Origin of the sequence: Marinomonas spartinae (assembly GCF_900089775.1) — a bacterium.
Taxonomy (GTDB): domain Bacteria; phylum Pseudomonadota; class Gammaproteobacteria; order Pseudomonadales; family Marinomonadaceae; genus Marinomonas; species Marinomonas spartinae.
The window spans coordinates 360,549-385,868 of record NZ_FLOB01000003.1; the positions used below are offsets into that span (position 1 = coordinate 360,549).

A 25,320-nucleotide genomic window follows, 5' to 3' on the forward strand; every position below is an offset into this window, starting at 1 on the left:
CCTTCCTACCAACGCTTCCTCACTGGCCTCACTATAACATCAACTTATCACAAGAACGCTAATTCATCACATGCGCTTTATCGGAGAGCTTAGTCCCAAAGAGCTAACTAATACGCTTAGGCAAAGACAAATACGCCATCACGGCGCTGTCTCGAAAAGGCATATCAAGATACTTTTGCTGCTGGCGATACGCTCGGCAAAAATCCAATGGCTGGCCTTCTCCATGGATAAACTCATTATTTTTTATTGAGTCCAAGCTATTTTTCCATTTGTTTCTAAAAACAGTTGGCAAGGTGGGTAACTCCGTCAAAATACGTTCAGAGAGAAGAAACTGGCTATCCATTGCCAGACAGAGCATGTCATCATTCGCCTCTCCCATCCAGCATCCACCCTTTGCATCGACATAAATCAGCGGCAAAAAAGGCGCTAAGGCTGGACAAGTATCATTACGATAGACCTCAACCTCCCAATAAGAGCGTGCGATCTTAATAAACTGTTCAAAGCTAGTAATCCTAAAGAAGCGAGACTGGGCTAATGGAAGAATTTCCACCCTAGGTTTATTCGGATTAACGGTATCGTTCGAGACATCAATATACCAATCACCTAACACCATCGCATTCTGAAAATACTCATCACGAAGGGAGCCCCAAACTTTCTTCAATGTTGCGCCCTTTGCTAACGCCTCGCGCATTAACACCAGTCCAGGCTCAGTCGCCTTCGGTAATGCTTCCTGCAAAAGAGCAAACACTTCATCACGGATTTCTTTACAACGCCCTAAAGGATAAGCTTTATCTAAGAACATCGGATAACGAGGTACTAATTCTAAATCCACCTGCAAGCGTAAATAAGCCAAATCTCTCGCAATGATATCGACCTGTTTTTCATCCCATTGAATGAAGTCACTCATCTTTTTTATCATCCGCTAAAAACCTGACTCTCTTATAAAAATTCCATAAATATAGCGCAACCCATTCACTAAGAAACTGGTTGGCTCAACAGATAAATCCACTCGACCATATTGTTGTCGAGTTATGGGTGACTTACCTTTGAAGGATAAAATAACTTCATAAATGGAGGTATCTGGAATGATTTGGTCCTGCATTTTCTGCGCCGCAATAGGACCACCGTAAACCGAGGATAGACCTGGATAATTAAGATGCGTAATGGCAGTAGGAAGCACTTTTTCCACCACTAATTGAGTGTGTAACGGCGTGCCATCATTACCAATAAAACTCGCCTCACTGCCTATTTTCAAGCGACTCACTGAACGACTATCAATATAGGCTTTCACGATACCACTTTGTGCATCGTACAAGGTCGCTAAGGGCATTTTTTCATTAACATAGTCGCCTTTTTTGAGCGATAGGTTTTCCCCAATGTCACCATTAAAAGGGGCCTGGATCACTAACCGTTCTCGGCGCTCTAATAGCGACTGTAGACGGGATTGTTCCCGAGATAGTTGTGTTTGTAAGGTTAATTGCTCATCACTGGATGAGGCACCTGAACTTGCGCGCTGCCATTGGGTTTGCAAAGCATCTAATTTAACTTGCGTTAAATGAATATCTTGCTCAACTTCGGCAGATTCTAACAAAATAAGCAATTGCCCTTGCTTCACTTTTTGATCAGGCACTACCTGCCAGTTCACTACTTTCGCAGGCTCACTGGGGTAAAAGGTTTGATGGCGTTCAAAAGTAGCCACCGCTGGCGCACTTATCTGACCCTGCCAAGGTATCAACAAAGCCCCTACAATAAGTATACCGAAACCTAAGGTCACTATACTGGTTCTATTTATCGTCATGTCTTTTCTCAATTTGAACCAAACCCCTATTTCTTTGATAATGGGCAGCACCAAAAACCACAATATCTCCACTAAAAACAGCACAATCCCCAACAGTTTAAACGCGAAGTAATAAACGAGAACGGCAATACCAATAAAGAGGAAAAAACGATACACCCAAGTCGCCCAAGCATAGGAGACCATTAACAAACATTTCTTTCGATTTAAAGGCTCAGGTGGAGCAAAACCAAAACCAAATAAGTGCTCTCTCAAAAACCATTTACCCACCAAAAAAGAGCGAGGCTGTAGGTTTTCCATGCCCAAAAAATCTGACAAGGCATAGTAACCATCAAAGCGCATAAAGGGACTGGTATTAATCAGCAATGATGAAATCCAACTGGTCGTCGCCACAAAAAACAACACACTTCGAAAACCACTATCCGGTACGATGCCCCATAGAAAGGTCGCCACGCAGGCGATATAGATCTCCACTCGTACACCAGCGGTAACAATACTTAGCCGCTGAAATCTCGAACGCAAGCGCCAAGCGTCCGTCGTATCTGTATATAAAATCGGCGTCATCAGTAAAAATGCCAGCCCCATGGAGCTCACACGACAACCATAGCGTTTAGCGACAAATGCATGTCCCAATTCATGGGCCGTTTTGACAACAACCAAGGCACCCACATAATAAATGATCGAAGAAACATCAAAGAAGTTTTGCAAAGTATGGGTATAGGTATCCCATTGGCGTAGCACCATCACGAGACCTAATACACCTAATAGAAAAGCGACCCAATGCAAGCGCAGCCGAAATAGAAATTTTATTCTTGAAAAACACCGACTCAAAATCAAGTCCGGTCTTACTAAGGGGATCTTGATAAACAAATAGTTATGCAACAGCCACATTAAAGCATGCTGTTGACGCTTAACCACCTCTTGCTGAAGGCGTGCTAACTCGTTTTTAGTATGAGCCTCGATAAGATGGTTAATTTCTAAAAAGCGAATAAAAAAGTCCAGCTCATGCGGGTCAATATCAAGCCCGCGACCTTCCACTGACGCTAATAGTTCTTCATCCGTCTTTGCGTGACGCCATTCCCGAAACAAATAAAAACCAGTCCGAGATAAGAAAAAAAACTTATTAGAAAGAGGGTCAAAAATTTGCCAACGAGGCTCACCATCTTCATCAGGAGACGCCGTCATTAAGCGTAAATTTTGACGTAGCAATGGAAGCTCTTTAGCTCCATGCGTCGTATCGGCTAGCATCTACAAACCCAAACGTTGTCGGACAAAGGTGATGGGACGGCGTAACAAGTAGTAAGCCAACGATACCTGCTTACCGTACAACTTGGCAGTGCCCCGTAAACCAATTCTTGGGGGAAGATGATGATCCTCAATATTCGCTACGATCCGATACGCCACCACTTGATCAGGTGTTAAACTTGGCTCAAAAGACGAATAATCCACACTAAATGGGATCGGATTGAGTGGGTCCGTATCCAAATAAAAGGTTACTTTATTACCATGACTCAGTGAAATGGCATCTTTCACTGGCAACATAATATTTAATTGCACATGATTTGGGTCAGCAATGGATAAAATGCGCTCACCGACTACTACTGGACGACCTTTCCACTTATCTGGGTCATCTAACACCGCCACCCCTGCTTTATCTGCCAGAATATCCGTTTGCGTAAGTTTCGTTTTCAGATAATTACGCTCAATAGTTTTTAATTCAACTTGTGATTCCAGTTGCGCCAGTTCAGACTTTTTCTTACGATCAACATAGCCCGCTTGCTCAGCGGTTCTTAACTCCGCTTGAGCTCGCTCCAACTCCCGCTGAGCCACATCAAAGCGCCCCTTAAATTCCGTTTTATCCATCTCTACAACTAATTGCCCTTTGGTCACATGCTCCCCTGGTTTCACTAAAACCTGACTGACAGCGCCCGCCAAAGGAGAGGTAATTAAAAGAGGATCCTTAGCCGCAATTTCAGCAGGTGCTAATACAGTTAAACGAACAGGCACAAAACTCAAGACAACCAGTGCCATCAAGAGTATCCATTGCACACGTTTAGAAAAAAAACGTTTAGCCCAATAACGCCAACCAGTACGAGAAACAAAAAATTGCAATGCATGGGCATAACTGGATGCTAAATGCTGCAGCAAACCTATTTCTTTCTCCGTCCATGGTTGAGATTTTGCCAACCAGAGCACACCCACTCGTTGATTGGGTTTAGAGGGGATAAAAAGCGGCAACCAAAGCATATAATTGGGTGAGAACTCACTCAGGTCATTTGCTAACTCAGCAGGCCAAGACGCACTATCTATCGTATGCGTATTGGCCGCTGACTCAAAACTATCCTCCCGCTTAGCAATTTGCTCCAACCAAGCACAAAACGGCGTCGTTCGATCCACCAAAGACAGATCACTCAAAGCGTTGACCGTTAGACGTTCAATCTCGCTGCCTATTAAATAGGCCGCTTGCTCATAAGGGACAAGAGTTTTGGTCATATTGACCATCACAAAACTCAATTCCGTTAATGTTTCACAACGCCTAACCTGCTGCTCTATTTGCAACAGCTGCGCTACAACGTGATCTGACATAATCTATTTAAGACACCAATAGTTTCATTAAATCACGACCATAATCATCAAGTTGACTAGCCGCTTTGTTTAACTGCTCATCCAATGACATAAAAGTCACCCCATTACCTGCTGCACTGGCTGGTGCTGGCTCGGTCGATTGCTGACCTTGCGGAGAAGTTGGCAATTTATCCAGATCCAGATCCACTTCAAGTACACGAGTATTACCATTTGCATCCACCGCATTAATTTTCAGGGATATCTTTCCTTGCCCTGGTGGAGGCGTCATAGAGACTTCCCCCGTAACAGGATCGACTTGTACCCAACTTGGTAAAGTCGAGCCATCTGATAATGTGGCACTATAGTTACTCGCCAACCCTGTATCCGCTATAGCAATGGATACTCGGTCTGGTTGAGTGGACAAATTGGCAATGCTTAAACCTGTCGTATTAGCCGCCACACCAGATGTGGGTGTTACCTGAACCTGTCCATCCGCCCCCACATCCACAGCAACTCGGGATGTCGATATAACAGTCGCTGGCTGACCAGTACCAATAGCATTTGGCACGCTGTTACCCACATTTATATTACCATTGTCTATCGTATTTATATTGGCATTAATGGCTGGCGCTCCCGCAAAACCACTCACCCCTTGCTCTGATGCAATCGTTCCTGTAGGTAACGGTGTGGTAGTCGTTGTTGGTGCATCAAGCTGAACCGTCGTACCCTGTGGTTCAGCTTGCGGCGTGGGAATAATTGTCGGCACAACAGGTGCAATGACTGGCGCAGGGGAAATCGTTAGAGTAATGGGAACTTTTACTTCAGCGCCATGAGGGTCCGTTGCAATAATTTGTAATGTGTTTACACCCTCAAATCCACCTACAGGCTTACCTGAAATGGTATGTGTTTCTGCGTTAAACAGCATCCCTGTCGGCAAATTCTCAACACGCCAGACCAATTTACTCGTTTCGCCGCTGTCCAAATCTTTAAATAAATTGGCGGGCAAGGTGACTGGAGAAAAAGCCTGACCGCTTATCGCAGTTAAAGAAGCAACCACACCAGAATCAATAGGGGCATCATTCGAACCAACAATGTTAAATACAGCCTTGGTCGTTTGCGTCGCATTGCCATCGGTCACTTCAATAGTAAAGCTATCATTCACTGACTGCCCGGCAGTCAAGGCTTGTGTATCACTATTACTATTAGACAATTCATAACTGACAGTATCCGTTGCCAGTGTTAAGGTTGCCGTACCGTAGGTACCTACTTTTGAGTAACTCAAGCCCCCATTCGTGGTACTCCACCCATTACTAAGCAGATAAGCGGCGTCGTAATGGACTGTCCCAACAGTATCAACATCTGCTTTAGTTAAGGTAATGGAAGCCTTACTTGTTCCTAGCGTCGCGTTATTGATACCTCCGGCTTCCACTAGAGTTGCTGTCGCGGTGCTTGCGCTGACCGTTGGGGCGTTGTCATTTAGATCGTTCACACTAACGGTCACCACTTTTGTGCCCATTAGGTTACCAGCCCCGTTATCTGTCGCAATCACATTAAAGCTGTAGCTGGACTTGGTTTCGAAGTCCGCTGACGCTTTGAGGGTTACTGCTCCCGTCACGGCGTTGATATCTAATAAATTCGCATCCGCACCGGACAAACTGTACTGCAAGGTATTATTCGCCGCCGTACCATCAGCATCCGTCGCGGTGACCTGATAGATCACCGTACTGGTCGGTGCATTTTCATTGACACTGCCCGTCGCACTGGAGGTAATCACGGGGGCGTTGTCGTTTAGATCGTTCACACTAACGGCCACCGCTTTGCTGTCCGTTAGATTGCCAGTACCGTTATCGGTAACAACAACATTGAAGCTGTAGGTATTTTTCGTCTCATAATCCGCAGAGTTTTTCAGAGTGACTGCGCCCGTACTGGGGTTGATATTTAATAATGCGGCATCCGCACCAGTTAGACTGTAAGTTAAGGTATCATTTTCAGCATCCGTCGCCGTCGCCATGTAGATCACGGTGCTGGTCGGCGCATTTTCATTGACACTTCCTGTTGCCCCTGAGGTGATGACGGGAGCATCATTAGTTCCTGTGATAGTCACTGTCACATCTTGCGTGGCTTTTGCGTTAAAGTCGTCTGTAACAATAATACTAAAGACCGCTGTTACGGTTTCCCCTTGTTTCAAAAAGTCGATACTACTTTCTGCTATATTAAAGCTCCAATTGACCGTACCAGTATTGGTATTACTACTGGGTGAGCTAATGCTGAAAGCAGCTTTTAGAGCAGCAATTTGATCAGCCGTTAGAGTTAGGGCAGTTGTCCCATCTTGCGCTTTGGCTGTAATGGATTTATCCGCTTTTGTCGCCGTAGGACGATTGGTCGTATCGGCATCGCTAAACGTCACACTACCATTTTTCGTTAACGCTCCACCCTCTGTTAGGTTGCCGGTTACATCAACAGCGCTAATCACTGGGACAGCATTATCTTTTAGCGTGATATCATTTCCTGTCCCACCCACATAGCTCGTCTGAAAGCTATGGCTATTAGAGGTTAACGACCCACCCTCCGCGACACCATTTAGCGTTCCTGTAATCGCACTCGAACCTTGATTATCAATCAGTTCAAACGTGTTACCACTACTGGTCACCGAATAAGCGATATCAAAAGCACTGTTCGCCCCCAAGGTAACATTACCTTTAACTGTCACTTGGTCATATTCTGTTTTAGCTGTCGACCCCGTAATATCCGCTTTTAAAGTGCCATTTAATACGAGATTGCCATTAACAGTCAGCCCCCCTGCCCCACTGTTAATACCAGAGACACCCGGCGCAAGAAAGCCACCACTGTTCACAGTTAGTGTATTGGTTGAGTTTGCTGAGAAGACAGACCCAGAGCCTGCTAAGGTTGCGCCTGAGTTGACAATAACCTCTGATGTATTAGTCAGTGACCCAGTCAATGACAAGGTACCACCAGAAACAGTTGTGTTCCCTGAATAAGTATTATTGCCTGATAACGTTAAAGTGCCCGACCCAACCTTCGCTAATGCAGCGCCCGCAGAACCTGCACTAAAAACGCCACTAAAAGTCGTTGACGTATTATTTCCACCAACCGTTAACGTCCCTCCATTGGCAGCAATACTGCCTGCACCAGCAATCGATCCTATAGTTTCAGAGGTAGAAGTAGATAATTCAAATGTTGCACCTGCAGCAACCGTTACTGCACTGTTATCGGCAATAGCACTACCGCCAGAGGCAAACACTTCACCTGAAGAAATCGTCGTGTCTCCCGTATAGGTATTCGCTCCCGACAAGGCTAGTGTACCAGCTCCTGTCTTAATCAGCCCTCCCGTACCACTCATTACCCCTGCAAACGAACTACTATTGGTCTGATTAACGGTCAACGTATTGGCACCTAAATCAACACGGGTTCCGCTAACACCACTCAAGTTACCAATCGTCTCGTTGCTGGAAAGGCTTAATTTGCCTGTACCCGTTAATGCCACTGCACTGGTATCTGCCAACGCCATGCCATTACTATTATTGAGTACCAATTCCCCCGCAGAAACGATTGTATTACCGGTATAGGTGTTCTCTCCGGTCAATGTAACAGCACCCGAACCAGACTTAGTAAACGTTCCGGTTCCACTGATTATCTTACTGTAAGTACCCGATGAGTTTTGGTTGAATACGACAGCCGCATTATTGACAATATCGCCTGTTAGGCTTGTTGTCGTACCACTTAGAGTCCCCGCCGATACGGTAGCGGCACCAGACCAAGAATTGCCAGCGCCAGACAAGAGTAAAGTCCCCGCCCCTGCCTTTTCAATCGAACCAGAACCAGAAATGTCACCAGAAATCGTGACATTATTCGCATTCGTAATCGAACCGCCGTTGAATACAAAATTATTGGCTAAAGCAATGGATGAGCCTGTAACCGTTAATCCTTGTGACAGAGTGACAGCGCCACCACCAAGATTGCCACCATCGGCCACCACCACACCACCACTTCCGGAGAGCGTTAAGCCTCCAGAAAACGTATTGTTTCCAGAAAGGGTTAATGCACGCCCTCCAGTATGAGTCAGTGCGCCTGAACCAGAAATAGCACCACTGACAGTCACATCACTGTTAGTAACCGTAATGGTTCCCCCATTTGCACCTAGAGTGATGTCATGTGAGATATCGGACGAATTTTGCAGAATTAACGAACCACCATCTAAGGTAAGCCCCCCCGAGCCGAGGTTGCCATTATCTGAAATAGACAAACTCCCGCCAGTCACATTGGTACTAAAAGAAGAGTTACTATTTATAGCGCTAGATAAGGTAAGACGGCCGTCCCCCATTTTGGTAAGACTTTGACCATTACCTGTTATGGTACTTGCAATAGTTAACGAATCACCAACACCATTAGTAACAATCGCGCTTCCTTGAAGATTCAATGTGCCATTGGATATTGTCAAACCATTCATCAAGTCAGTATCGAGTATCACACCAGATACCAGCTCGATCGTCTGACCATTCATATCTACGAAGTCAGAGGCTAGATTAAACGACACAGTCTGATTTGCCGACGCATAATGCATGGCCTCTATCAGCGACAACCCACCGCCATCAGTGAGGTCAGTGGCATAATCAGAAAAAGTGGCATTATCATTCTTGTTATCGCCTGTCGTCACCGTCAGAGAATTAATAACATCATATTTTGCATCATTACTACCTGTGGGCGTGGTATTGGTTATCGCGTTACCGACAATATCTTGAATATTTTGAGTGCCAGAAAAACCAAGAGAGACGGTGCCATTGAGATCCGCTAAATCCCCGCCCGATACCGTAATATTATAGACATTGCTGCTACCCACTTGAGAAACACTCGTCACACTTGCTGTTGTCCCTGCTACGGAAAAATCACTAGCATCTAAGTTAGAAACCGCTTCTGAAAAGGCCACTTGATAAACCAGCGAGTCCGCATTAGTAGAAGAACCAGTGGGTGTTTGGCGAGTAATCGAAGTAATAGTCGGTGCTGTCGTATCAAGTACGTAATTTTGGCTATAAACTTCTCCGTCGTTACCAGCCTTGTCAGTCACCTTAACTTTTAAGGTGCTTGATTCCGTTAACGTTTGTCCTGCTAAAGACCAAGTATTCGATCCCACGGACGCCGTCGCCACTGTCCAGCTCGCCCCATTATCAAGGGACACGTAAACGCTCTCTCCCGATGACAAGTTCGCTGATAAGGTGCCACTGACCGTCTGCTCAGCCGTCTTGGTGATAATGGAGCCACCGTTAACCGCACTGTCAGCGGAAAACGCCGCAGAGGCAATTGTCTTTGTTGGTGCACTTGTATCCAGCACATACGCTTGGTTATAAACTTCTCCGTCGTTACCAGCAGTGTCGGTGACTTTCACCTTCAATGTGTTAGATCCCGTTAGCGTTTGTCCGGCCAGCGTCCATGTGTTCTGCCCAACTGTGGCAGTAGCAGCACTCCAGTTGGTTCCGCCGTCAAGTGACACGTAAACAGTTTCGCCTGAGGCAAGATTGGCCGACAGAGTACCGCTGACGGTCTGACTCGCCGTCTTGGTGATCCAGTCACTGTTAGTACCGCCGTTAGCCGCTGTATCAGCCGAAAAGGCCGCTGAGGCAATTGTCTTTGTTGGTGCACTTGTATCCAGCACATACGCTTGGTTATAAACTTCTCCGTCGTTACCAGCAGTGTCGGTGACTTTCACCTTCAATGTGTTAGATCCCGTTAGCGTTTGTCCGGCCAGCGTCCATGTGTTCTGCCCAACTGTGGCAGTAGCAGCACTCCAGTTGGTTCCGCCGTCAAGTGACACGTAAACAGTTTCGCCTGAGGCAAGATTGGCCGACAGAGTACCGCTGACGGTCTGACTCGCCGTCTTGGTGATCCAGTCACTGTTAGTACCGCCGTTAGCCGCTGTATCAGCCGAAAAGGCCGCTGAGGCAATTGTCTTTGTTGGTGCACTTGTATCCAGCACATACGCTTGGTTATAAACTTCTCCGTCGTTACCAGCAGTGTCGGTGACTTTCACCTTCAATGTGTTAGATCCCGTTAGCGTTTGTCCGGCCAGCGTCCATGTGTTCTGCCCAACTGTGGCAGTAGCAGCACTCCAGTTGGTTCCGCCGTCAAGTGACACGTAAACAGTTTCGCCTGAGGCAAGATTGGCCGACAGAGTACCGCTGACGATCTGACTCGCCGTCTTGGTGATCCAGTCACTGTTAGTACCGCCGTTAGCCGCTGTATCAGCCGAAAAGGCCGCTGAGGTAATTGTCTTTGTTGGTGCACTTGTATCCAGCACATATGCTTGGCTATAAACTGCTCCGTCGTTACCAGCCTTATCAGTCACCTTGACTTTTAAGGTGCTTGATTCCGTTAACGTTTGTCCTGCTAAAGACCAAGTATTCGATCCCACGGACGCCGTCGCCACTGTCCAGCTCGCCCCATTATCAAGGGACACGTAAACGCTCTCTCCCGATGACAAGTTCTCTGATAAGGTGCCACTGACCGTCTGCTCAGCCGTCTTGGTGATAAAATCGCTGTTAGTACCGCCGTTAGCCGTTGTATCAACCGAAAATGTCGCTGAGGCAATTGTCTCTGTTGGCGCCGTTGTATCAATTGTTACCGACTGGGCGGAAGTAGCAGCGCTGTCGGTCCCACCGACGGTCTGGATCGCCTTGATGTTGTAGGTGCCAGAGGTCAGGGCCGAGCTGGTGGTCAACTGGATGCTGGTGCCGCTGGCAGCTCCGGTCTTAAGAGTCTCTCCCGCATCGACCACCCCATTATTGTTGGCGTCGTTGAACAGCGTAACCGTCGCTCCGCTAGTGACACCAGTAACGGTAAAGGTCGGCGTGGTATCGTTGGTGATGTTGTCCGTGCTGGATATACCGGTATCGGATGCCGCTGACAAATCCGGTGTTGATGGGACACTCGGCCCAGAGGAAGGGGCAACCACATTATCATAAGTAATGCCGGTGAATGTTAGGTCAGCCAGATTAATTCCAGGCGCATTGTTACATTTAAAATTGAAGTCTATTTGCGCAACCCCTGTCACAGGGGCGTTATTATCAAATAAGGTAAAAATATTTAAGGGTGAAGACGCCGTAGGGGCACCACTGGTAGTCTTTGAAGGTATTGATGTGTCACCATTTAACGTCATGGTGCGTAAAACAGCACCACCTTTATCTTTAAAGACAATTGTGGAACTAGAATCTAAGACTATTTCACCAGAACTACCAAAGTTATATACCTTCACCTCACTGACATCAAATGAGGCTGCATCTACACCATCTGCCTTTATTGTGATGGTTGCATCATTATCGGAGGTATCGGTAAGGAACATCTCTCCATTTCCATCTATACCATCTAGCGTCACTCCATTACCCACCACTAAATTAACGTCTGTTAATGATTTAAACCCTGTCCCTCCACTGTTTGGAGAGTCCTTCTCACCACTAAAATCTGATATTGTTTCTGCTAAAACAGAGTGATAATGATCTAAGATCGCTTTATCCCAAACAGCCCCCTCTTTTATATGACCTTGATGGTACTCTAAATCCCAGTCTCCATGTAAATCAGCCGCTCCGGTAAGATCATTAGACGCGGCCACATCGGCTTGGGTTAGCTGTGCGATGGAATCAATAAATGCTTGCCCTTCGCCACTTGCCACATCACAGCCATAGAGCAGCAAATCGCCCTGTTCATTCAATGCCGCACCCAGTTGCGCTAGATCTGAAGCACGACCGTTAATATCAGAACGATCCAGATTCAGTGCGCCAAGATTGACACTGCCTTCCGAGCCATGACTAATAATATGAATGGCATCATAATCACTATGAGTTTTTGCCCACTCTGTCATTTGTGACAAACCATCTTGGCTAGAATCGAGCAGCACGACTTCCACACCCGCCTTTGTACCATTCACCAAGCTTTGGTAATCCGCGACATTGGTTTCAATAAAAACCACTTCTTTACGGCCGTTATTTTGTGCAGGATCAACGGCTCGGACTTCGGTGGGCGCAATAACAACAGATTTACTGATGTCTTTATGACGATCAGCAGTAACGGTATGATTAGAATCCGTTTGTGTCGCATCATGGTGTAGTTGGGCGTCACTGATCACATCTACTGCCGTGGCAACGGCCGCACCATCCAACAACAGGCGAGGCTCTAAAGCCGTAATCAGCGGCTTACGCGCATGATTTTTTTTTCCTACAGAATGATAATCTGACATTTTTTTGCCTAATTTGTTGGAATAGTGCTTTTTCATACTCGTCACCTCGATGGGTAATTCTTAATAAGCAGGTTCGTTCTGCTTTATTTAAATATAGTCAATTCATTGTTTTCAGCCGCACATTTAATGCGATTTTTAATCCAAAACATTCACCGAAACTCAGCCACCACACTCATGCCCGGTAGCACCTTGGCCGGTACTTTTTTGATGGTGGCACGAATTTGGATGGTCTGGCTGGTCGGGTCGACACTGGGCCCAATATGACTGATCACCGCTTGTAAACGCTGCTTGGTTTCTTCTACTTGCAAAACAATCGTCTTATTTATAGCTAACCAAGTCATCCATTGAGCGGGGACAATAATGTCGGCTTCTAGGCGCTCATGCCCCACTATTTTCATCAAGGCTTGGCGCTGTTGCACTATCTCAAAAGGATGAATATCCAGTTGTTCTACACTGCCGCTAAAGGGCGCTTTAATGTCACAACGCGCCACATTAAGTTGCGCCATAAGTCGTTCGGCTTGGACTTTTTGCAAGTCAGCCTCCGCAATAGCGACGTCCAATGTACCAATGGAGTTTAATCGGTTCAGCTGTTGCACATTATCTAATTTCGCCCGAGCCGCTTTTGCCTCGGCATCGACTTTTTCCAGCTGAGCATTAAACAAGCGACAATCTAGTTGAATTAAGGTGTCACCTTTTTTAAAAGCTTCGCCCATTTGCTTCGGCACAGCGATCACTTTTGCAGCCAGCTCACTGGATAAGGTCGCTTGATGAACCGCCACTAAAATGCCTCGGGCGTTTTCCTGAACAGCGGCACAAACAGCCCCCGGCATAAAAAAAATAACCAATAAAAACAAACTCAGGTACTTCTTCATCCTGCACTAGCCTTATGATTCCACTTTATTCTTTGCCATAAGCGCTGACTGCATGGCTTCTTTGCTCACCACTTGAATATCCCCTTGCTGCCATTTCGCTTGCAACGTTTTAAAAGCGTTTGATAGCTCGGCTAAATTCATATTGCCAAATCCTGCTGGCAACGGATCTAATCCCATGGAGACTAAAATTTTGCCGTAGTCATTTTGTAGGTCTGCGTAAGCGACGTCGCGGCGTAACTCCGCCAATACCGCATTCAAATCTTCACGAATGACCGTTAAATCGCCAATACTCTGTGCTGATCGGCTAGATTCCACTTGTTTTTTAATACGTTGCGCCACATCAAAATACTGCTGTGCTAGCTGATAGCTATCACCCGCTTCTTGGTATTGGATATCGGCAATATGAACTTGCGAGATCACCGCCATGGACGTCGCTAAGGCTTGCTGCTTACTCGCTGCTATTTTCAATTTATTTAGCTTCTCAATTTTTCCATAACGGAAAACGTTCATTAGGTTCCAGTTCACCCCTACCCCTGCAGACGTCCAGTTATTGTTACGCAAGTAATCCGAATCGTTATAATTAACTGCTGTACTGAGGTTCAAGCTAGGAAACAACGAAAGGAAAGCGGAGTGCACCTCTTGCTGAGTAATACGCTCTTGGTATTGCGCTTCACGCAGCTCTGGACGTAACACAAGTGCGGTACGCTCCATAGTATTCATATCAATATTAAACTTAGGCGTCGTGAAGTTCGGATTGTTTACGTCCGCTAATTGAAAGTCGGTCGATGGGTTAAGTCCCATTAAGGTGGCTAATTCCGCTTTTGCTGGCATTAAGTCTTTACGGATATCTTGAAGTGTTCGCAAGGTTTCCAATAAAGATCGCTGATAAGTCAACGCTTCCATTGGTGATTGAGCTCGCAGTTTTTCCAGTCGGTTTGAATCCGCTAAAGCCATGCGAGCCTTGACAATTAAAGGATTAATCTTAGACAACAAACGCTCTGCGGACACAGCCCGATAATAGGCACTACGCGCTTGCTCCATGATATTATGCACCACTTTGCGCTCACGCTCTTTGGCAATCAGAAACCGATCCGCTTGCTGTTTAGCACGGTAATAAGACAGCCCAAAGTCTAAAATATCCCATGTTGCGCCGATGCTCGCATTTACCGTACTTTTATCCGATGACACCGAGTAACTGGGGTTACTGCCAAGCTCTGCTGGCTGGTCACCAACAAACGACACCGACGCTGAGGCAGCATAATTATTGCGATAGCTATAACCTGCAGCCGCCGCCAGCTTAGGCAACATATCAAATTTATCAACGGACAGTTGTCCCTCGGACACTACCGCTTCAAAGGCTTTTAGTTGAGCATCTCGGTTGTATTTTATCGTTCTTGCAAAGGCTTCGTTTAAGTCAATCGGGCCTGTAATAGGCGCCACCTCTTTCGCTAATATCTCCGCATTTTCCGCTGCATTAGCCATCACTTCTTGGTTAGAAAGTTGCGTTGGTACCACCGAACACCCTGCTACAGCCAAAGATACAAACACAGCCAATGTGGTACGACCCAACGTTAATCGAGAGGACATAAAAACTCCTTAGAAGAGAATAAAACCAGAAATTGAAAAGCACATTTATGAAGAGGAAGAGCACATGTAATGGACATAGGAATTTTAACCTTCCCTTGTTAAAACTAAGTAATCCTTTTCTGAATCCTAATAAAGGACGAATACAGAATGTAATCTGCACACAATATACATAAAATTCTTTTTTCTTGCCAACTATTTATCCTTATCGTAAATGACTTTACATTCAAACACATTGATAGCAGTCAAAAATAATTACATCTAAAAACGAGGGGATTTTTGTACGCAATTCAATAATACAAAGAAGGGCTTCCCGAAATCTGCCAAAAAACAGGTTCATTTCGAAACACGAACCTGTTTCGCAAAAATCATGAGCGTGGTGGATAAATTCCTTGCAATGACAGACAATAGTTCAACACTAATACTGGCTGCATCAGTGAAAATGCTTGGCTTCCACCAGTCGCCTGAACTGTCACAACACCTTGTGAACCGTCACCACCAACACCACCTAGGGCCACAGTTCCACTACCAGCATCTGCACGGAACAAAGCTGGCCCAGCACCTCTCCCAACCTTGGTGCTGGCTAAATAACTCCCCGCTGCGGGTGTATCAGAAGTAGCTTCACTCGTTGAAACTTCCACCTCAAGCGAAGAAACACTTGTTGGCGTAAAAGTCGCAGTATGATCATGACTAGCGAGTTCAGCCACGCTTAATGTATGCGTTTCAGCTCCCCCTATTTGCCCTATTCGCCAGTCAAATAAACTACCTGGATGTCGCCCTTGTGCTATCGCGGTACGACCACGCAAATCAGGCAGCCCGAAGGTGGTACGGCCATCACCACCATAATTTGTTCCCAATAACGAAAACAGTGTCGAATGGGTGGCAATCGCCAACAACCCTCCTGAGCAAAACGCCCAACCCCTTGGATTAAAATCAAAACCAAACAATCGAACCTCACCAATAAACGGATCTGCCATGATACATTTCTCCTAACAGTATATATTATCAGTTATAGTCTTTAAGACTAACGATAAATAATGTGGTACAAAAATTAACTTCGAGAAGGAAACAAGCCTTCCATTGCCATGCAATAATTCAGGGCTTGCATCGGTTGCATAATACCGAATTGCTTGCCCGCTCCAGCAGTGTCGACGGCGACACTAGCCGCCCCACCCCCGCCGTAAACTCCACCTAAAGGCACGGTACCTGACCCTGCATTCGCTCTGTACATGGCAATGTCTGCCTGAGCAAGAAAGTCACCATCACTTGCCACATCTGATGTAGCAATATCCGTGGAGACCTGCAACTCCATCCCTGATGGAGTAAAAGCCGCTAGATGACTATGCTTTGGTAGCTCAGCAGAGGACATAGTATGGACTTCTTCGCCATAGAATTTCCCCATCTTCCAATCATACCTGCTGCCTGGATGCTCCCCCTGACTGATCGCCATTCTCCCCCTCAGATCGGGCACCCCGAAAGTAGAACGACCATCTCCTCCATAATACGTTCCAATCAATGCAAATAGTGCCTGAAAATCCACAACCGCTAACAACGCACCATTGCATGCCGTCCAATTGTCTGGAACAAAGTTAAAACCGTAAATGTCCACCTCTCCTATAAATGGCTCTTCCATTTTTTTCTCCTCATTCAACTCATTACCAGTTTATGCCCTATGGTCAAACAAACACCATTCCCGCTGATATACCAAATCGTTCTGTAAAGCTCATGGCACCAAATACTCCATCAACATTGGACAAAATATCCAGTCGAATCGCTCCATCCAGGGTTGCCACAATAACCCCCTCAGGCTCACCCACATGACACAAAGTGCCGGGGCTCACTCCATAAGTCGGGTGCTTCACTTCGGTCGCTTGCAACAAATTCAGTGATGTATTACCCAGCGTTACCACACAACCCGCTAAAGTAGGATTACCTGCACGAGCCAACGCGGCAATCTGTGACGCCGTCATTGTTGCCCAATCGACATGCAAATCTTTTTCTTTTACTAACGGTGCTTGCAGGCCTTGCTGTTGCGATTTAACCAAGGGGATTTGCCCATTATGCTCAACCAACTTATTCATAAAGGATTGCACCAGTTTAGGTGCATAATGCGCCAACTTGTTTTCAAGACTCTGCAAGGTATCAAACTCTTCAATGGCGATGGGCAAAGATAAGGCAATATCTCCCTGCTCGCTGGCAATGGCTTTTACTAATGTGAGATGAGTACAACGACGGCCATCACGAATTTGCCAATAACTTGGCATTGGCCCGTAATAATCGTCAGGGGCAGCCCCCAACATATAATACAAACCATAGGTCGTAGCTTGACTCAAGCTGTTTTTCAAACTAGGAGCAAAGCCAAAACTAATCGCCAGATCCGCATGCCAATCTAGCAATTGAGCCACAACAATTGCTTCGCTCTGATCGCCCATCTTGCAATAAGGTATCTCGCTCTGTTGCAACTGCGCCTGTAATTGGCCACTAAAGGCATCTAGTCGTTCAGGCAAAAGTACACCTGCAAGACGATGCTCCTGTAACAACATAGCAATCGTTGGAACTGCCATAGGGCTTGCTGCCAATACAACCACTTTTGTTACCTTATGAACAGGCTTTGACTTAACCATTATTTATGGCTCCTTGAGCCCAAGTCGCCATAAAACCAGGAAGCCCATTTTGGCGGTAGTAAAAACGAATAGCGTCTCCACTTTCCAGCAATAAATCACCTGGCCTTTCATCTCTGGGTTTGAAATTGATACAAACTTGCTGGTCAGGCAAGGGGTGAGTAATGCCAGAATCATATTCACCAATGAATTCATCTGCAAAGACTTGAATTTGCGTAAGAATCAACAGGGTTTGCTCATCATCGCGGTTTAATGACAACGGAATATCAACCTTGCCACATTCAATTAGTGTGGTATTTTCATCTAACACATGCTCTTTAAGGTTCAATAGAGACTCTTTTGTCACCCTAAATATTTCCCCTAGTATCGTACGTTCAGAGTAAATCTGCGTACTCATGTGTTTTTCTGATACGGTTTGAGCGCCCTTCCATTGATCAACATATTCGCGCTGCGCTATATTCAAGGCAGCAGATAGCTTTATTTGTTGTGGGATAAGATACCCATCGGGCTCCAGCATAGTTGCAAAATGACGTGCCAATTTAAAATGACCTTCCCGACTAAAACCATGCTGCATCGCTTCAAGCACAACCAGGTCAATCTTTTTATCACCAGGATCATACTCAAGTGCATCCATACAATTAACTTGGTAAATATAATCTTGAATACCCATTGCATAGATCAACGCCTGCAAAGATTGCACTGCACCAGGCTGAACATCCACTAAGGTTATTTCAAGCTGTGTTGATAGCAACTTGCCAGCAGACTTGTAATAGGCAATCAGGGGCATAAGCAATGGCGCAAATGGACCACAGGCAGGATATACGATATGCACTGATGCTTGACGCCTGCTCAACAAGTCACCGATCGCTAAATCAATGCCTCGAAGAAACGATCGTACCCTTAAATCATCCAATTGAGTGGTAATGCAATTGTCCGGAGACATGATCAATCCGCAATGGGAAATATACTGACGCTTTCTAAGTTGGACCGGAATATTTGCCTGATCATATATCGCTTTTTGCTGATAATAGAGTTGGCTTAATTTCTGGTGTAATTGAGTACGATTAAGCCCTTCAGGGGATAAAACTTCCTCTACAGCATCAACCACCGAGGACAATAAGGAAACTGTCTCATTAGAAGAGTCTTGTTCTATGCTTTTGTTGATTTTTGTCACCGCAGCAGGGTTAAGTTGCGCCCTAAGCAGTTCGTTCAAAACCCCCACTTGCATCACACTGTCTAACGCTTCGCGGCCATCCTGCTCTACCTCATAAACCGCTGAGGTTGAATTTCTAGTTTGCACAATAAAACCTTCCTTATTTTACAAAAAACAAAATCATGCCTATATAACTAAAGATAGACATATCTCATCCAAAAAGCTAACATAATTAACATATGAGATAAGGCAAAGCTCTACTTTCAAGACAGTTATTCTGCATATGATAATAGCCCTCCTTATCTCCTATTTTCTCAAATCCCATATCAACATAGAGTTGATATGCAGGGTTTCTACTGTGTACATATAAAGTCAGCTTAGCTTTTTTAGAGGACACTTTATTTATAAGCTGCGTAATTAAATACCGCCCTACTCCCAGACCACAACGTTCTGGTAACAAAGTAACATCAATCAAATGCCAATCCTTACTCTTCTCGTTAACAACTGTATATAAACGTCCAATAGGTTGTCCTTGATACAGTATCAACTGTTTAATGGCTTGAGGGTAGACTTTATCAAAATGTTTTTTTTGAAGGGTGAATTGCTTTTTTAAAAAAAGCTTCTTATCGGACAATGACCAAGGAACAGTGGCCATTTCTGCTTCTCTAGACATATAGTAGAGATTTTTTATAAAAAGCATATCGGCTTTATTCTCCTTACGCAAAGCTAATAACTGAAAATCCATATCACCCATAGAACAGAAACCTTTAATAGACTTTTCATAAAAAATTAGTATAAAAACAACTAAGTTAAAATTTATTAAAAACAACTAAAACAGTCAATTACACGGTATTACACAAAACATCATCGACACTCCATCACATATCCTAGTAGACTTTTATAATTATATATAATCATTATTCTTTTCATGTTAAGAACACAATTTTTTATGTCGTCATGAGCACAACCCCGCCACTTCCTTTTTTTATACACAAACGATCAACCCATTGTAATGATACCTGATTATAATACTCGGACTTTTCCATCCTAGTGGCGAAAATAAGCCAATGGTTGGCCGTACAGCGAATCATCCACGGGTGACACGATAAACACTTTATAGAAGACGATGTTAGATACTTATGAAGCACACCCAAGACACAACAAAATCCGGCATGTCTGCAAAAGAGTTTACTGTTTTGGTTGCGGCACTGATGTCCATTGTTGCCATCTCCATTGATGCTCTCCTGCCTGCACTCGGTATGATTGGCAGAGATCTAGCGATTACAGATCCTAACCAACCTCAATATCTAATAAGTATGTTATTTTTGGGCGAGGCCATTGGTTTACTCGTCGCAGGCCCTTTTTCCGATGCCTTGGGCCGTAAGCCTATTCTCTTTGTTGGGTTTGCCACTTATTTGACAGGTACACTGGTTTGCTACTTCTCCTCTTCACTTGAAGGGCTGATGTTGGGGCGCCTTTTACAAGGTTTAGGGGTCGCTGGGCCACAAATCGCCGCCATGTCCCTAGTTAGGGATATGTTTAAAGGGGCACAAATGGCACGCACCATGTCTTTGGTTATGATGATTTTTGTGCTTGTGCCGGCGATTGCGCCTACTTTAGGGCAAGCGGTGATGCTATTCAGCCACTGGCGCGGTATTTTTGAGATGTATCTTTGTTACGCCTTAATATTACTGGCTTGGGTTAGCTTGCGTTTAAAAGAAACATTGCCGAGAGAGAAGCGCATCACGTTAACAGCACGCAGTTTTTACGATGGTTTTAAGGAAGTACTAACTCATCGAGCGACGGCGAGCTATACCATTTGCATGGGATTATTCTTTGGTGGCTTTATTGGCTACCTAAACTCCTCACAGCAAATTTTCCAAGTACAGTTCCATACAGGTACACTCTTTAGTGTTTACTTTGGCGTCTTAGCTTTGGTACTCGGTTTCTCGTCTCTGATTAATTCACGTATTGTCGAGAAACACGGTACTAAGACTATCGCCTTCCGAGCTATTGTGACGGTTGTTCTTGCCTCTATAGTCTTTCTAGCGCTACATGCCTTTGTCGACATCACACTGTGGATGTTTATGGCCTATGCTGTTGTTTTTTTCTTCTGCTTTGGATTACTGTTCGGCAACATCAACGCTCTGGCAATGGAGCCAATGGGACATGTAGCAGGGATTGCATCAGCCGTGATAGGCTCTTTGTCATCGATCATGTCAATGTTAATAGGCACTTTGATCGGGCAACTCTATAACAATACCTTAATCCCAATTACGGTTGGCTTTATTATTGTAGGAACGCTAGCATTAGGCATTATATTGTGGGCTGAGAAAGGGCAAGACGCATCGATAGAAGTCGCCCCGACCTAGCAGGCTTCACTAGAAAGATCATCAAGAAAGCGAAAAACAGAGTAAAAGCGTGACCAAATTCTCCCTACTTGGTCACGTTTTTTATAGAATCCAGCTCAAATGCGCTTTTAGTGCATCATCTGTCACCAATTTTTGACTCATTAAAGCAGGCATTAATAACGCTTCTTTCGTGATGGCTTTCAGCGCAAACAAGCGTTCATTAGAGACCGAAAAACTGGCTAACCAATCCAATAAAACCATTTCTAACACTAACTCTAAATTAGCAAACAAGGATACCGTTGAGGCCTCCATTTTATGCTGCTCTCCTAGCAGGATGCGATAAGCAGCTAAACGCTCTGGCAACGCTATCCATTGGCGCCAAAGGGCAATCCAGCCTGTAATCATATCCTGGCTGCTTTCTTCTATCGAAGAGAGCACAGACATCATTTCAGCTTTTGTCTGTTCTGTTAATGTTTCTAACACCGTCTCCCACAATATTAATTTGGTAGGGAAGTTACTGTATACCGTTGGTTTAGAGACATTTGCTTCTGCCACCACTTGATCGATACTCGTGCCTTGATAGCCTTGCTGAGTGAACAATTGACAAGCCGCCGCCACAATTACGCTCTTTTTTGTTGGTCTACCTCGAGCCATTCAATTTCTCCTAAATTACTCAGCAAATTAGTCTAAAGCATTGATTAAACGATGCTTTCAAAAAATTGCAATCCTTTCCAGCAAATAATCACTAAAAAGACACTTGACGTTACTCAATATCGCCATTAAATTAACTAAACGGTATAGTTAAATAATTAATTCGGAGCACACCACAATGCAAAGTAATAATGGTTTCTATGGTGAGTTTGGTGGAAGCTACATCCCAGAGATTCTCTACGCCAGTCAGCAACAAATCCTTCATGCTTTTGAAGAGATCAAAACCGATCCTGAATTTATCGCTGAACTAAAAGAGACTTGGCAGAACTACTCTGGTCGCCCCACGCCATTAACCTTTTGCAAAAACTTAACGGAGCATTTTGGTGGTGCCCAGATTTACTTAAAGCGCGAAGACTTAAACCAAAGTGGCGCGCACAAAATGAACAACGTCATTGGCCAAGCCTTGCTGGTTAAACGTATGGGCAAAAAGCGTGTGATTGCCGAAACTGGCGCGGGCCAACACGGTGTTGCAACGGCACTAATTGCTGCACGCTTAGGCCTCGAATGCACCATTTATATGGGTGCGAAAGACGTGAAACGCCAATACCCTAACGTGTTTTGGATGAAACAACTTGGCGCCACCGTCGTGCCTGTCGCGGAAGGTTCGCAAACCCTTCGTGATGCTTTAGACGAAGCTCTTCGCGACTGGTCTTCCAGCCATGAAGACAGCCACTACTTGATTGGTACTACCTGTGGCTGTGCCCCTTTCCCTGAGATGGTAGCCTTCTTCCAGTCTGTTATCGGCGAAGAAGTAAAAGAACAAAGCAAAGCGCAGTTTGGGCAATACCCTGATCGTCTTTACGCATGTGTTGGTGGCGGTTCCAATGCCTGCGGCTTGTTTTTACCCTTCTTGGAAGAAGAGAATGTTGAAATGATTGGCGTTGAGGCTGGTGGTAAAGGGCTAGAGTTGGGGCAACATTCCATTCGCCTTTCTAACGGATTAGGTGAAAAGGGCATTGCGCAAGGCTTTGCCACCATGTTTTTACAAGACAAGAGCGGTCAGTTGCAAGACACTCATTCAATTGCCGCAGGTTTAGATTATGTGGGCGTGTCACCCATTATTGCGCATCTAGCACAAATTGGCCGTATTCAAATGACTTATGCCATGGACGATGAAGTGATCGATGCTTGTTCTTTACTACTGAAAAAAGAAGGCATCATCCCAGCACTGGAGTCCTCGCACGCTTTGGCTGGCGCATTCAAAGACGCGGCGAACTTACCAAAAGAGTCTCGCATTGTGATCAACCTATCGGGACGTGGTGATAAAGATATCTTTAACGTGGCAAAAGCCATGAATGATCAAACCTTCCCTGAGTTTTTGGAAGATTATCTAGCCGATTACAAAGAACATTTGAATAACGACGAGGAGGCCTAATCATGAGTCAGTTAGCGAATTATATCGCCCAAAAACGCCAGCAGAAGCCGATTTTATCCATGACTCATGTGGTGTATGGCTATCCGACGGTTCAAGAAAGCCTATCTTGGATGACACGTCTCTTAGAAGAAGGCGTTGATTTTATCGAAGTACAGTTTCCTTTCTCTGATCCCGTGGCAGACGGCCCCAGTATCGTCGAAGCCTGCCATGTGGCGTTAGAGCAAGACCTAGACGTGGACTCCTTCTTAAATGACATGGGCAAACTCAGCCGGGACTTTCCAGACAGTCGTATCGTACTGATGAGCTATTTAAACCCTATGTATCGTTATGGTTTGCAAAAACTGGCTAAGCGTGCCGCTGAGATTAATATACTGGGCTTGATCCTACCCGATCTGCCGATCGAAGCATCCGCCAACTACATTGCCGCTTGTAAAGAAAACCAAGTCGACCCCATTTGGCTAGTAACACCTGTGACACCAAAAGCGCGCCTAGAAATGTTAGCCAGCCAGGCATCCGGCTTCCTCTACTGTGTGGCGCGATCTGGCGTAACCGGACATTCAAGCCATGAAGCTAAAAGCAAACAAACGGCAATGGATGAGTATCTAGCCCATATCAAAGCCCACGCCAGCGCCCCAATGGGCGTTGGATTTGGTCTTCGTGAGCGTAGTCACATTGAGGCTTTGCTTGGCAAAGCGGACATTGCTATTTTAGGCTCCGCTCTTCTAGACGCCTACAACCAAGGTGGGCAAGAAGCTGGCATCAAGCTGATAAAAGATTTGTTTCAAAATTAGAAGCAAGTGTTTGAAATACCAAAAGCGTGCCTCTATTACCTTCTACGAAGGGGCGCGTTTTTGTACTCTCAACCACTTGTCTATTTAATCTCAGCGATCGTTTGTAATGCCCTGATAACCTCTCTAATTTCAGGTCGATTCTCTACTGATTGATGATAAATAATGTACCAAGTACAAGGGGCTGAGTACGCTGTTTTTTTTAGGGTTGTGATATTGTCGAAAGGTGAATTTTTGGCAGCCCAAGCAGATAGAAAGGTGACATATTGTTGATTCATGGATAGAATTTTTAATATTAATGAAACAGAGTCTGCCTCTCTGATGGTGTTAGGGCTGCAATTATTGGGTCTGAAAATTGTGTCGAATTCCATATCAGGTTGATGCGTTCGACTGTAGGTAAGGTATGGGTATTGGGCAATTTTTTCGATACTGAAATGTTTGGCGGTGTTCAGCGGATGCTTATGATTCAGCGTCAGTAACAACTCATCGTCAAAGATTTTTTCACAATGGAAGTCCTTCGTATTGACCGGAGTCGTATCAATAATAAAATCCACTTCTCTCTCGAAAAGCGCATTCACAAGATTGGATGTGTTGTACCTGTTAATATCCAACTTATTAAAAGAGGCCTCAGGAAGGTATTGTAAAATGGTATCGAAGGTATCATAGGCACTAACGCCCCATCTGATATAGCTATCTGATCGCCCTAACATTACCGCTTCTGTTTCTACTTTGCGGACAAAAGGTAGTAACAACTTACCTGCTTTTAACAACCTCTCACCTGAGGGCAAAAGCACTAACTTACGCCCTCTTTTATCATAAATATTTACCGTTAATCGCTTTTCTATTTCTTGTAAACGATAGCTCGCTGCTGGCTGAGTCAACCCAAGTGCTGAAGCTGCGTCTTTTAACGAGCTGTGTTCATCAATCGCACATATCAGCTCATAGTGTTTCATATCTAGCATAGGAAATCTCACTAAAATGATGGAAATAAAACAGTGCACCAGACCTTTTTATGAAGCTTATTTCTAGCATGTAGCACTCTTTTTCACCCATAAATAACCTTTATAAGACAATATATAATCTAATAACGACATAAAAATCAAAAAAATTCATAAGAAAATCTTACATATAAAACATTAATACAATTATAAACCAATGAAATAAAATGTTTTTTTTCTAAAAACCACAAAGAAGAATAATTTCATATATAAAAAAATAATGACTTACTCGATCACAACTTTATTTTTTTCTCTTTAATTATTC

At 44.8% G+C, this 25,320-nt stretch carries 16 protein-coding genes; 3 read left to right on the forward strand and 13 right to left on the reverse strand.

The window, feature by feature from the left end; translation table 11 throughout:
- Positions 1–103: 103 nt before the first annotated feature.
- From MSP8886_RS09450 to MSP8886_RS09500, 11 genes are all read right to left on the reverse strand, one after another.
- Positions 104–907 carry a hypothetical protein gene (locus MSP8886_RS09450; protein WP_067015517.1) on the reverse strand — a complete coding sequence of 268 codons (804 nt, stop codon included), beginning with the start codon at positions 905–907 and terminating at the stop codon, positions 104–106.
- 15 nt (positions 908–922) lie between these two features.
- On the reverse strand, positions 923–3,004 hold the full coding sequence (locus tag MSP8886_RS09455) for a site-2 protease family protein (RefSeq protein ID WP_175365294.1): 2,082 nt from the start codon (positions 3,002–3,004) through the stop codon (positions 923–925).
- 39 nt (positions 3,005–3,043) lie between these two features.
- Positions 3,044–4,381 carry an efflux RND transporter periplasmic adaptor subunit gene (locus MSP8886_RS09460; protein WP_067015520.1) on the reverse strand — a complete coding sequence of 446 codons (1,338 nt, stop codon included), beginning with the start codon at positions 4,379–4,381 and terminating at the stop codon, positions 3,044–3,046.
- A 7-nt stretch (positions 4,382–4,388) separates the two neighbouring features.
- A complete protein-coding gene (locus MSP8886_RS09465) occupies positions 4,389–12,638 on the reverse strand; it encodes a DUF4347 domain-containing protein (protein ID WP_067015523.1) in 8,250 nt (2,749 codons plus the stop codon).
- A gap of 113 nt (positions 12,639–12,751) precedes the next feature.
- Positions 12,752–13,474: an efflux RND transporter periplasmic adaptor subunit gene (locus MSP8886_RS09470; RefSeq protein ID WP_067015526.1), complete on the reverse strand. Its 723-nt coding sequence runs from the start codon at positions 13,472–13,474 to the stop codon at positions 12,752–12,754.
- 12 nt (positions 13,475–13,486) lie between these two features.
- Positions 13,487–15,061 (reverse strand): TolC family protein, encoded by a 1,575-nt coding sequence (locus MSP8886_RS09475; RefSeq protein ID WP_067015529.1) that lies wholly within the window; start codon positions 15,059–15,061, stop codon positions 13,487–13,489.
- Positions 15,062–15,426: 365 nt separating this feature from the next.
- Positions 15,427–16,035 carry a phage tail protein gene (locus tag MSP8886_RS09480; RefSeq protein WP_067015532.1) on the reverse strand — a complete coding sequence of 203 codons (609 nt, stop codon included), beginning with the start codon at positions 16,033–16,035 and terminating at the stop codon, positions 15,427–15,429.
- Positions 16,036–16,109: 74 nt separating this feature from the next.
- Positions 16,110–16,691, reverse strand: coding sequence for a phage tail protein (locus tag MSP8886_RS09485; protein ID WP_067015536.1), 582 nt, complete (start codon positions 16,689–16,691; stop codon positions 16,110–16,112).
- A gap of 43 nt (positions 16,692–16,734) precedes the next feature.
- On the reverse strand, positions 16,735–17,682 hold the full coding sequence (locus MSP8886_RS09490) for a methionyl-tRNA formyltransferase (protein WP_067015539.1): 948 nt from the start codon (positions 17,680–17,682) through the stop codon (positions 16,735–16,737).
- Positions 17,675–18,979 carry an SAM-dependent methyltransferase gene (locus tag MSP8886_RS09495; protein ID WP_217491338.1) on the reverse strand — a complete coding sequence of 435 codons (1,305 nt, stop codon included), beginning with the start codon at positions 18,977–18,979 and terminating at the stop codon, positions 17,675–17,677. The genes MSP8886_RS09490 and MSP8886_RS09495 overlap by 8 nt, the downstream gene beginning before the upstream one ends.
- A gap of 85 nt (positions 18,980–19,064) precedes the next feature.
- The gene (locus MSP8886_RS09500) at positions 19,065–19,586 is read right to left on the reverse strand and encodes a GNAT family N-acetyltransferase (protein WP_067015542.1); all 522 of its coding nucleotides are present in this window, start codon (positions 19,584–19,586) and stop codon (positions 19,065–19,067) included.
- A 385-nt stretch (positions 19,587–19,971) separates the two neighbouring features.
- Here MSP8886_RS09500 and MSP8886_RS09505 point away from each other — a divergent pair, with 385 nt between their 5' ends.
- Positions 19,972–21,204: a multidrug effflux MFS transporter gene (locus tag MSP8886_RS09505; protein ID WP_067015545.1), complete on the forward strand. Its 1,233-nt coding sequence runs from the start codon at positions 19,972–19,974 to the stop codon at positions 21,202–21,204.
- 81 nt (positions 21,205–21,285) lie between these two features.
- Here MSP8886_RS09505 and MSP8886_RS09510 read toward each other — a convergent pair whose 3' ends face one another.
- Positions 21,286–21,837: a TetR/AcrR family transcriptional regulator gene (locus MSP8886_RS09510; protein ID WP_067015548.1), complete on the reverse strand. Its 552-nt coding sequence runs from the start codon at positions 21,835–21,837 to the stop codon at positions 21,286–21,288.
- A gap of 175 nt (positions 21,838–22,012) precedes the next feature.
- On the opposite strand from MSP8886_RS09510, the gene trpB reads away from it, so the two are divergent.
- Both trpB and trpA read left to right on the forward strand, forming a co-directional pair.
- The gene (trpB, locus tag MSP8886_RS09515) at positions 22,013–23,269 is read left to right on the forward strand and encodes a tryptophan synthase subunit beta (RefSeq protein ID WP_067015550.1); all 1,257 of its coding nucleotides are present in this window, start codon (positions 22,013–22,015) and stop codon (positions 23,267–23,269) included.
- A gap of 2 nt (positions 23,270–23,271) precedes the next feature.
- Positions 23,272–24,060 carry a tryptophan synthase subunit alpha gene (gene trpA / locus MSP8886_RS09520; RefSeq protein WP_067015553.1) on the forward strand — a complete coding sequence of 263 codons (789 nt, stop codon included), beginning with the start codon at positions 23,272–23,274 and terminating at the stop codon, positions 24,058–24,060.
- An 80-nt stretch (positions 24,061–24,140) separates the two neighbouring features.
- On the opposite strand, the gene MSP8886_RS09525 is transcribed toward trpA, so the two are convergent.
- Complete coding sequence (locus MSP8886_RS09525; RefSeq protein ID WP_067015557.1) at positions 24,141–25,019, reverse strand: LysR family transcriptional regulator; 879 nt, start codon at positions 25,017–25,019, stop codon at positions 24,141–24,143.
- Positions 25,020–25,320: the final 301 nt, after the last annotated feature.

Excerpts from the sequence above, each read along its gene's own strand:
- MSP8886_RS09450 (WP_067015517.1), bottom strand. The coding sequence starts at position 907 with ATGAGTGACTTCATTCAATGGGATGAAAAACAGGTCGATATCATTGCG.
- MSP8886_RS09460 (WP_067015520.1), bottom strand. The coding sequence starts at position 4,381 with ATGTCAGATCACGTTGTAGCGCAGCTGTTGCAAATAGAGCAGCAGGTT.
- MSP8886_RS09465 (WP_067015523.1), bottom strand. The coding sequence starts at position 12,638 with ATGAAAAAGCACTATTCCAACAAATTAGGCAAAAAAATGTCAGATTAT.
- MSP8886_RS09470 (WP_067015526.1), bottom strand. The coding sequence starts at position 13,474 with ATGAAGAAGTACCTGAGTTTGTTTTTATTGGTTATTTTTTTTATGCCG.
- MSP8886_RS09475 (WP_067015529.1), bottom strand. The coding sequence starts at position 15,061 with ATGTCCTCTCGATTAACGTTGGGTCGTACCACATTGGCTGTGTTTGTA.
- MSP8886_RS09480 (WP_067015532.1), bottom strand. The coding sequence starts at position 16,035 with ATGGCAGATCCGTTTATTGGTGAGGTTCGATTGTTTGGTTTTGATTTT.
- MSP8886_RS09485 (WP_067015536.1), bottom strand. The coding sequence starts at position 16,691 with ATGGAAGAGCCATTTATAGGAGAGGTGGACATTTACGGTTTTAACTTT.
- MSP8886_RS09490 (WP_067015539.1), bottom strand. The coding sequence starts at position 17,682 with ATGGTTAAGTCAAAGCCTGTTCATAAGGTAACAAAAGTGGTTGTATTG.
- MSP8886_RS09500 (WP_067015542.1), bottom strand. The coding sequence starts at position 19,586 with ATGGGTGATATGGATTTTCAGTTATTAGCTTTGCGTAAGGAGAATAAA.
- MSP8886_RS09505 (WP_067015545.1), top strand. The coding sequence starts at position 19,972 with ATGAAGCACACCCAAGACACAACAAAATCCGGCATGTCTGCAAAAGAG.
- MSP8886_RS09510 (WP_067015548.1), bottom strand. The coding sequence starts at position 21,837 with ATGGCTCGAGGTAGACCAACAAAAAAGAGCGTAATTGTGGCGGCGGCT.
- trpB (WP_067015550.1), top strand. The coding sequence starts at position 22,013 with ATGCAAAGTAATAATGGTTTCTATGGTGAGTTTGGTGGAAGCTACATC.
- trpA (WP_067015553.1), top strand. The coding sequence starts at position 23,272 with ATGAGTCAGTTAGCGAATTATATCGCCCAAAAACGCCAGCAGAAGCCG.
- MSP8886_RS09525 (WP_067015557.1), bottom strand. The coding sequence starts at position 25,019 with ATGCTAGATATGAAACACTATGAGCTGATATGTGCGATTGATGAACAC.